General features: G+C 58.5%; 8 protein-coding genes. 3 read left to right on the top strand and 5 right to left on the bottom strand.

Going from position 1 to position 6,518, the window contains the following annotated elements; genetic code table 11:
- The 5 genes from ACR0CE_RS20265 to ACR0CE_RS20245 form a co-directional block, all read right to left on the bottom strand.
- Positions 1-494, bottom strand: a 494-nt coding sequence (locus ACR0CE_RS20265; protein WP_480833587.1) for an electron transfer flavoprotein subunit beta/FixA family protein, incomplete at its 3' end; no start/stop codon positions are given.
- A 201-nt stretch (positions 495-695) separates the two neighbouring features.
- Positions 696-1,268, bottom strand: a complete 573-nt coding sequence (locus tag ACR0CE_RS20260; protein ID WP_267364209.1) for a cob(I)yrinic acid a,c-diamide adenosyltransferase — start codon at positions 1,266-1,268, stop codon at positions 696-698.
- Complete coding sequence (locus ACR0CE_RS20255) at positions 1,268-1,471, bottom strand: twin transmembrane helix small protein (protein WP_480519502.1); 204 nt, start codon at positions 1,469-1,471, stop codon at positions 1,268-1,270. The genes ACR0CE_RS20260 and ACR0CE_RS20255 overlap by 1 nt, the downstream gene beginning before the upstream one ends.
- A 77-nt stretch (positions 1,472-1,548) precedes the next feature.
- Positions 1,549-2,376: an SDR family NAD(P)-dependent oxidoreductase gene (locus ACR0CE_RS20250; RefSeq protein ID WP_480473849.1), complete on the bottom strand. Its 828-nt coding sequence runs from the start codon at positions 2,374-2,376 to the stop codon at positions 1,549-1,551.
- A 69-nt stretch (positions 2,377-2,445) separates the two neighbouring features.
- Positions 2,446-3,075, bottom strand: a complete 630-nt coding sequence (locus ACR0CE_RS20245; protein WP_480833586.1) for an SH3 domain-containing protein — start codon at positions 3,073-3,075, stop codon at positions 2,446-2,448.
- Positions 3,076-3,276: 201 nt separating this feature from the next.
- Between ACR0CE_RS20245 and ACR0CE_RS20240 the strand changes: the two genes are divergently transcribed.
- The 3 genes from ACR0CE_RS20240 to ACR0CE_RS20230 form a co-directional block, all read left to right on the top strand.
- Positions 3,277-5,625, top strand: coding sequence for a DNA topoisomerase IV subunit A (locus tag ACR0CE_RS20240; RefSeq protein WP_480833585.1), 2,349 nt, complete (start codon positions 3,277-3,279; stop codon positions 5,623-5,625).
- Positions 5,626-5,721: 96 nt separating this feature from the next.
- The gene (locus ACR0CE_RS20235) at positions 5,722-6,315 is read left to right on the top strand and encodes a hypothetical protein (RefSeq protein WP_480487110.1); all 594 of its coding nucleotides are present in this window, start codon (positions 5,722-5,724) and stop codon (positions 6,313-6,315) included.
- Positions 6,316-6,427: 112 nt separating this feature from the next.
- Positions 6,428-6,518 (top strand): GTP-binding protein (locus ACR0CE_RS20230; RefSeq protein ID WP_036223564.1); only part of this gene is annotated, 91 nt, incomplete at its 3' end.

Here is a 6,518-nt window from a genome sequence, read left to right as displayed (position 1 = left end):
CCATCCACCTCGCGGGTGATCTTGGCACTGTCGCCTTCGATATCCAGTTCCGAGGCAAAGGTGCCCTGCGACCAGCCCAGCAGGGCCGACAGCATCTGACCGGTGGCGTTCATGTCGTTGTCGATCGCCTGCTTGCCCGCCAGAACGATGCCGGGCTGCTCTTCCTCGACCACCTTGGCCAGGATCTTGGCAACCGCCAGCGGCTCGATATCGGTGTGCACATCATCCGTCGCAACAACCAGAATCGCGCGATCAGCCCCCATGGCCAGCGCGGTCCGCAGCGTCTCCTGCGCCTGCTTCACACCAATCGAAACGGCAACAACTTCGTCTGCCTTGCCAGCCTCTTTCAGGCGAATGGCCTCTTCAACCGCAATCTCGTCGAACGGGTTCATCGACATTTTGACATTGGCGAGATCAACACCGCTACCGTCCGCTTTCACGCGGACCTTCACATTGTAGTCAATCACGCGTTTGACAGGTACCAGTACCTTCATTGTAGCGCTTTCTCCTCAAAAAAAACGGCAAGCCGCGAAGGCGACTCCACCAATGCTCTCGTCGGACTTGATAACGTCTGCTGCACCCGCAAAACAGAGCAAAATCGTCACGTCGTCGCGTCGGGACGTCGCGTTTTGCAGTTTTTTACCTTGAGGCACGCAAGATTGTTGCCCGCATTGTGCCTATTTTCTGGGAAATATTCAGCGGTTCGCGCCAGGAACCCACAGCACGTCGTCCTTGCCATCATTGTTTGCGCAACGGGCCGCGACGAAAAACCAGTCACTTAGCCGGTTGAGGTATTTGACGGCCACGTCGTTAACCGGTTCCATATTTGTCAACTCGACTGCCAATCGCTCGGCGCGACGCGATACGGTGCGGCACACGTGCAAATGCGCGGCCAGCCGCGACCCCCCCGGCAGGATAAAGCTGCGCAGCGGTTCCAATGTTTCGTTCATGATGTCAATTTCGGCTTCCAGCCGGTCGATCTGAGCGGATACGATTCGCAGCGGTGGATAGTCCGCTTCGGCATCCTTCTCCATTTCAGGGCGGCAGAAATCTGCGCCAAGATCAAACAGGTCGTTCTGAATCCGCGACAGGGCGGCATCGACTTCGCCTTCAGCCTCGGTGCGGGCCACGCCAACAAAAGAATTCAACTCGTCCACTGTTCCGTAGGCGGCAACGCGTCCCGAATACTTTGCCACACGCTCGCCATTTCCCAGTGCGGTTTTGCCATCGTCGCCGGTGCGTGTGTAGATTTTGTTCAGGACAACCATTACTGCACTCCTTGCCCGCGTAGATAGACGTAAAGCACGATTAAAACTACGGCGATGAACTGAAAGAGGATGCGCAGGCGCATCATCTTGTTGCTTTTCTTAGCTGCTTCCATACCGCCTTTGCCGAAATTCGCGATGCCCAGGGCTAACACAACGACAACCGCCGCCATGGCCAGAAGCAGAATGACCATTAAAGGGTCCATTTAAAGTCACCGTCCGGTTTGTTCGATTATCACCCATCTAGCGTCAAGGCGCCGAAAAGCGAACGGGAAATAACGTCTCAGATATCCGAAAGGATGCGGTCCGTGGCTTTTGTTGGCAGAATCCGGCGCAGAACCCCTGCGACATATGTCGGGGTGGTCACATAGTAGCGTGGTTTGGGGCGGCGCGCCTCGACCGCATGGGCCAGCTTGTCGGTGACGGCGGAGGCGGGCAGTTCGAACCGGTCCGGTGCACTGTTTTCGTATAACCGCTTCAGCAGCGAACCTTCGTATTTTTCCCGCAGGGCCGAGTTCTCCCAGTCGATGTACTTTTCGAACACCGGGATTGCCTTTTCCCTGAGCTTCGAGGTGATTGGGCCGGGCTCGATCAAAACGACCTGAATGCCGGTATCCCGCAGCTCCAGCCGCAAGGTGTCGGTCAGTCCTTCGATGGCGTATTTGGTGGCGACATATGCGCCGCGCCAGGGGAAGGCGACAAGGCCCAGTACCGAGGAACATTGCACGATCCGGCCGTGGCCCTGCTCGCGCATGACGGGAATAACCTGTCGGGTCAGCTCGTGCCATCCAAAGACATTGGTTTCAAAGATATGACGCAGAGCGTCTGTCGGGACGTCTTCAACCGCACCGGGCAGCCCGTGCGCGCCGTTGTTGAACAGCGCGTCCAAAGTTCCGCCCGTTGCCTCAAGTACATATGACAATCCCGAGGAAATGCTGTCGGGTTCGGTATAGTCGATTCTGGGGCTTTCAAACCCTTGCGCGCGCAGGCGATCACAGTCGCGCTGCTGTCGGCAGGATGCAAACACACGCCAGCCTCGCGCACGCATTCCGTGTGCTGCGTCCAGCCCAATGCCCGACGAGCATCCCGTAATAAGAATCGATTTCTGCATGTGCCTTCCGAAGCTGAACCCCGCCAAAAGCTAGGGCGGGGTTTGCGGCAGGGCAATGACGTCCGGGCGTCAGTTTGATGTTTTCCGGACAAGTGATGCTGAAATCCACCCAACCTGTTGCGCGGGCAACACGCGCAGGCGCAGCCAGCCGGTGCCGGAATCGCTCAGGACCTCGACCCTTTGGCCAAGCGCGGCCTTGCCGATGATGGGATAGATCGTGCCGGGGCCATCGCGCAGATTGACCCGGGTGCCCGAAATTTCGCGGATGTCGGTCTGGGCCTCGGCAGGCGTGGGCAGTTCGACGACGGGCAACTCAGCGTCGGTGACCACCTGCTCCAGCGCGCTTACGCCCTGCTCCAATGATGCCAGGGTCAGGGTCACGCTTTCGTCCTGGAACAGCGAAGGATTGGCCTTCAAGCCAGCCGCGACCTGCGAGAGGAGGGCCTTTGTTTCGGTCTCACCCAGCTGGGTTACCGCCTCGGCAACAGGTGGAGCCACCAGAGCGGGTTTGACGGCGGCCCGGGTGACCAAATCTTCGACAGGTGCAGGTTCAACGACCGGGGCAACCGGTTCGACCACGACGGCCACGCGTTCTGGTTTGGCAGGGCGTATGCCGCGCGGTTCAAATTCAGGGCCGCCGCTCATCACGTAAAAGGTCCAGCCGAGCGCGGCAAAGGTAACAAGTATCAGGCGCGTCATGGCGCATCCCCCAAGGCAATCGTAACATCAACAAATGGCAGTATCTCAATTGATGAAAGCTTAGCATATTTCGGGGGACGAGTCGAAAAATGGGGGAAAACAACATGGTGTCTCCCCCTGTTGCAAAAAGCACGACTTTTCCCCAGCAATTTATGTGCTGCTCGCTTTACCAAGGCGCACTTGCGTCGTATCACATCATATATGAACGATACGATCGATGACCCCAACATGGAGGCCCCTGCAGGTGGGGGCGAGGTGGCGGAACCGCTGCGCCGCGCGATTGGTGAGCGGTATCTGACCTATGCACTGTCCACTATCATGCACCGGGCGCTGCCCGATGCGCGGGACGGGTTGAAGCCGGTTCACCGCCGAATCCTCTATGCGATGAGAGAGTTGCGACTCAGTGCAACCGGAGGTTTCCGGAAGTCTGCCAAGATTTCCGGCGACGTGATGGGCAACTATCACCCGCATGGCGACGCCGCGATTTACGACGCGATGGCGCGTCTGGCACAGGATTTCAACGTCCGCTATCCGCTGGTCGACGGGCAGGGCAATTTCGGCAATATCGACGGCGATAACCCGGCGGCCTCGCGCTATACCGAAGCACGGATGACCATCGTGGCCGAGGCGCTGCTGGAAGGGTTGAACGAAGACGCCGTTGATTTCCGCGACAATTACGACGGCACCCTGACCGAACCGGTCGTGCTGCCTGCACAGTTCCCGAACCTGCTGGCCAATGGCGCAAGTGGTATCGCGGTGGGGATGGCGACGAATATCCCGCCGCACAACATCTCGGAACTCTGCGACGCCTGTCTGCATCTGATCAAGACGCCGGACGCGCGCGATGACACGTTGCTGAACTACGTGCCCGGCCCTGACTTCCCGACCGGAGGCGTGATTGTCGAGCCGCCCGAGAACATCGCGCAAGCCTATCGAACTGGCCGAGGCTCGTTCCGGCTACGCTGCAAGTACGAGGTTGAGGATCTGGGGCGCGGCCAATGGCAGATCATCGTCACCGAGATTCCTTATCAGGTTCAGAAGTCCAAGCTGATCGAGAAGATCGCCGAGCTAATCCAGACCAAGAAAATCCCGATCCTTGCCGATGTGCGCGACGAATCCGCCGATGACATCCGCCTGATCCTCGAGCCGCGCTCCAAGAATGTGGACCCTGAGGTGCTGATGGGCATGCTTTATCGCAACTCGGACCTCGAGGTGCGGTTCAGCCTGAACATGAACGTGCTGATTGACGGGGTGACGCCCAAAGTCTGCTCGATGAAGGAAGTGCTGCGCGCGTTCCTGGATCACCGACAAGAGGTGCTGATCCGCCGCTCGCGCCACCGCATGGCCAAGATCGACCACCGGCTGGAAGTGTTGGAGGGCTTTATCGTTGCCTTCCTGAACCTCGACCGTGTGATCGACATCATCCGCTATGACGACGACCCCAAAGCCGCGCTGATGCGCGAGGATTGGGGGATTGACCATATCCGCGCCACCAGCGAGGCCGACTATGTCTCACCCAGACCGGGTGAGGGCGAGTTGTCTGAGGTTCAGGTTGACGCGATCCTCAACATGCGCCTACGCAGCCTGCGTCGTCTGGAAGAGATGGAACTGGTCCGCGAACGCGATGAGTTGATGCTGGAACGTGCCAACCTCGAAGACCTGCTGGCCGACGAAGGCCTGCAATGGGCCAGGATTGCCGAGCAGTTGAAAGAGACGAAAAAGACCTTCGGCAAAGATTACGAAGGCGGCGCGCGCCGCACGCGGTTCGCCGAAGCGGGCGAGGTCGAAGAGGTGCCGCTTGAGGCGATGATCGACCGCGAACCGATCACGGTCGTCTGTTCTCAGATGGGCTGGATTCGCGCCATGACCGGTCATATCGACCTGACCCGTGAATTGAAGTTCAAGGATGGCGACGGGCCGCGCTTTATCTTCCATGCGGAAACGACCGACCGGTTGCTGGTCTTCGCTTCGAACGGGCGGTTCTACACTGTCAGCGCGGCCAACCTGCCCGGCGGGCGGGGTATGGGTGAACCCCTGCGCCTCATGGTCGACCTGCCGAACGAAGCACGGATCATCGATATCCTGATTCACAAACCAGGGCGCAAGCTGCTGGTGGCTTCGGATGCGGGCAACGGGTTTATGGTGCCCGAAGATGACGTGCTGGCGCAGACGCGAAACGGCAAGCAGGTGCTGAACGTCAAGGACAACGAAACAGCAGTGATCTGTATACCGGTCGAGGGCGACCACGTTGCAATCGTGTCCCAGAACGGCAAGTTCCTTGTCTTTCCGATCGAGGAATTGCCCGAAATGACCCGCGGCAAGGGCGTGCGCCTGCAAAAATACAATATGGCACGCGGGCGACAGGGGACGCTGGAGCTGGATGGCGGTCTGTCTGACATCACCACCTTCAACTGGGAGGAAGGCCTGAAATGGTCCATGGGGGGCGACAAGACCCGGCATGAGGCAGATATGTCCCAATGGCTGTCCAAGCGCGCCAGCGTAGGGAAAAAAGCGCCCTATGGTTTCCCGCGGGACTATAAGTTTTCGTGATCCGGCCTCGGTTGCGGTAGAAATCCACCGATACGGCTTGGCACAACCCGTATCGGTGCGCTAGACCAAAGAAAAACAGGCCTATCGAGAAGAGACATGTTGCGCATTCTGACCCTGATCACCGGATTGGCCCTGATGGGCGCTTGCACCCAGACACAGGTTTATGAACCGCCCGAGTCACTGGGGGAATTCAAGCTGCGGGTCAACTACGCCTTCGCTGACAAGGCCGTGCAAGGGCCAGTGTCGCGCGACGCAACGCCCGACGAATGGACGAAGGCCATCCAGAATGCGGTCGATATTCGTCTGGGCCGTTATGAAGGCACGCAGGAATACGACATCGGGATCAGCCTGGAAGGCTACATGCTGGCGCCTCCGGGAATCCCGATCATCTACAATCCCAAAAGCACCGCGATTGTGTTGGTCAACGTCTATGACGTGAAGAAAGAAAAGTTTCTGGCCAAGGGAAAGCAGTTCCAGGTGCTGGAAGACACGACCGGAGGCAGTGCGCTGAAAGGGTCGGGGCACGAGCGCACCAAAGAAGAACAAATGGCCGGTCTGTCATTGAAAGTTGCCGACCGGGTCGAAGAGTGGCTGGCTGAAGAACATGAAGACAAAGGTTGGTTCGAAAAACGGCCAGACCTGATCCAGCCCCTCGATTCCACCGAGGTTACGCAAAATCCGGCGGGATAAGCGCATTTCCCTCAGGATGTGCTTGATTTTCCCCTTTGAACCAAATATCTCGCGCGCGCAGATAGTAACCTGGGACCAAGGGTCCCCCAAATCGCAAAAGGGCGCCTGAGGAATGGCAAAGGAAAAGTTTGAGCGTAATAAGCCGCACGTCAACATCGGCACGATTGGGCATGTTGACCACGGCAAGACGACGCTGACCGCAG

Source organism: Ruegeria sp. L11, from assembly GCF_056531755.1.
This window is presented reverse-complemented; position numbering and strand designations above follow the sequence as displayed.

What these genes read in the sequence shown, in the direction of transcription:
- ACR0CE_RS20260 (WP_267364209.1), bottom strand. Translation starts at nt 1,268, where the DNA reads ATGGTTGTCCTGAACAAAATCTACACACGCACCGGCGACGATGGCAAA.
- ACR0CE_RS20255 (WP_480519502.1), bottom strand. Translation starts at nt 1,471, where the DNA reads ATGGACCCTTTAATGGTCATTCTGCTTCTGGCCATGGCGGCGGTTGTC.
- ACR0CE_RS20250 (WP_480473849.1), bottom strand. Translation starts at nt 2,376, where the DNA reads ATGCAGAAATCGATTCTTATTACGGGATGCTCGTCGGGCATTGGGCTG.
- ACR0CE_RS20245 (WP_480833586.1), bottom strand. Translation starts at nt 3,075, where the DNA reads ATGACGCGCCTGATACTTGTTACCTTTGCCGCGCTCGGCTGGACCTTT.
- ACR0CE_RS20240 (WP_480833585.1), top strand. Translation starts at nt 3,277, where the DNA reads ATGAACGATACGATCGATGACCCCAACATGGAGGCCCCTGCAGGTGGG.
- ACR0CE_RS20235 (WP_480487110.1), top strand. Translation starts at nt 5,722, where the DNA reads ATGTTGCGCATTCTGACCCTGATCACCGGATTGGCCCTGATGGGCGCT.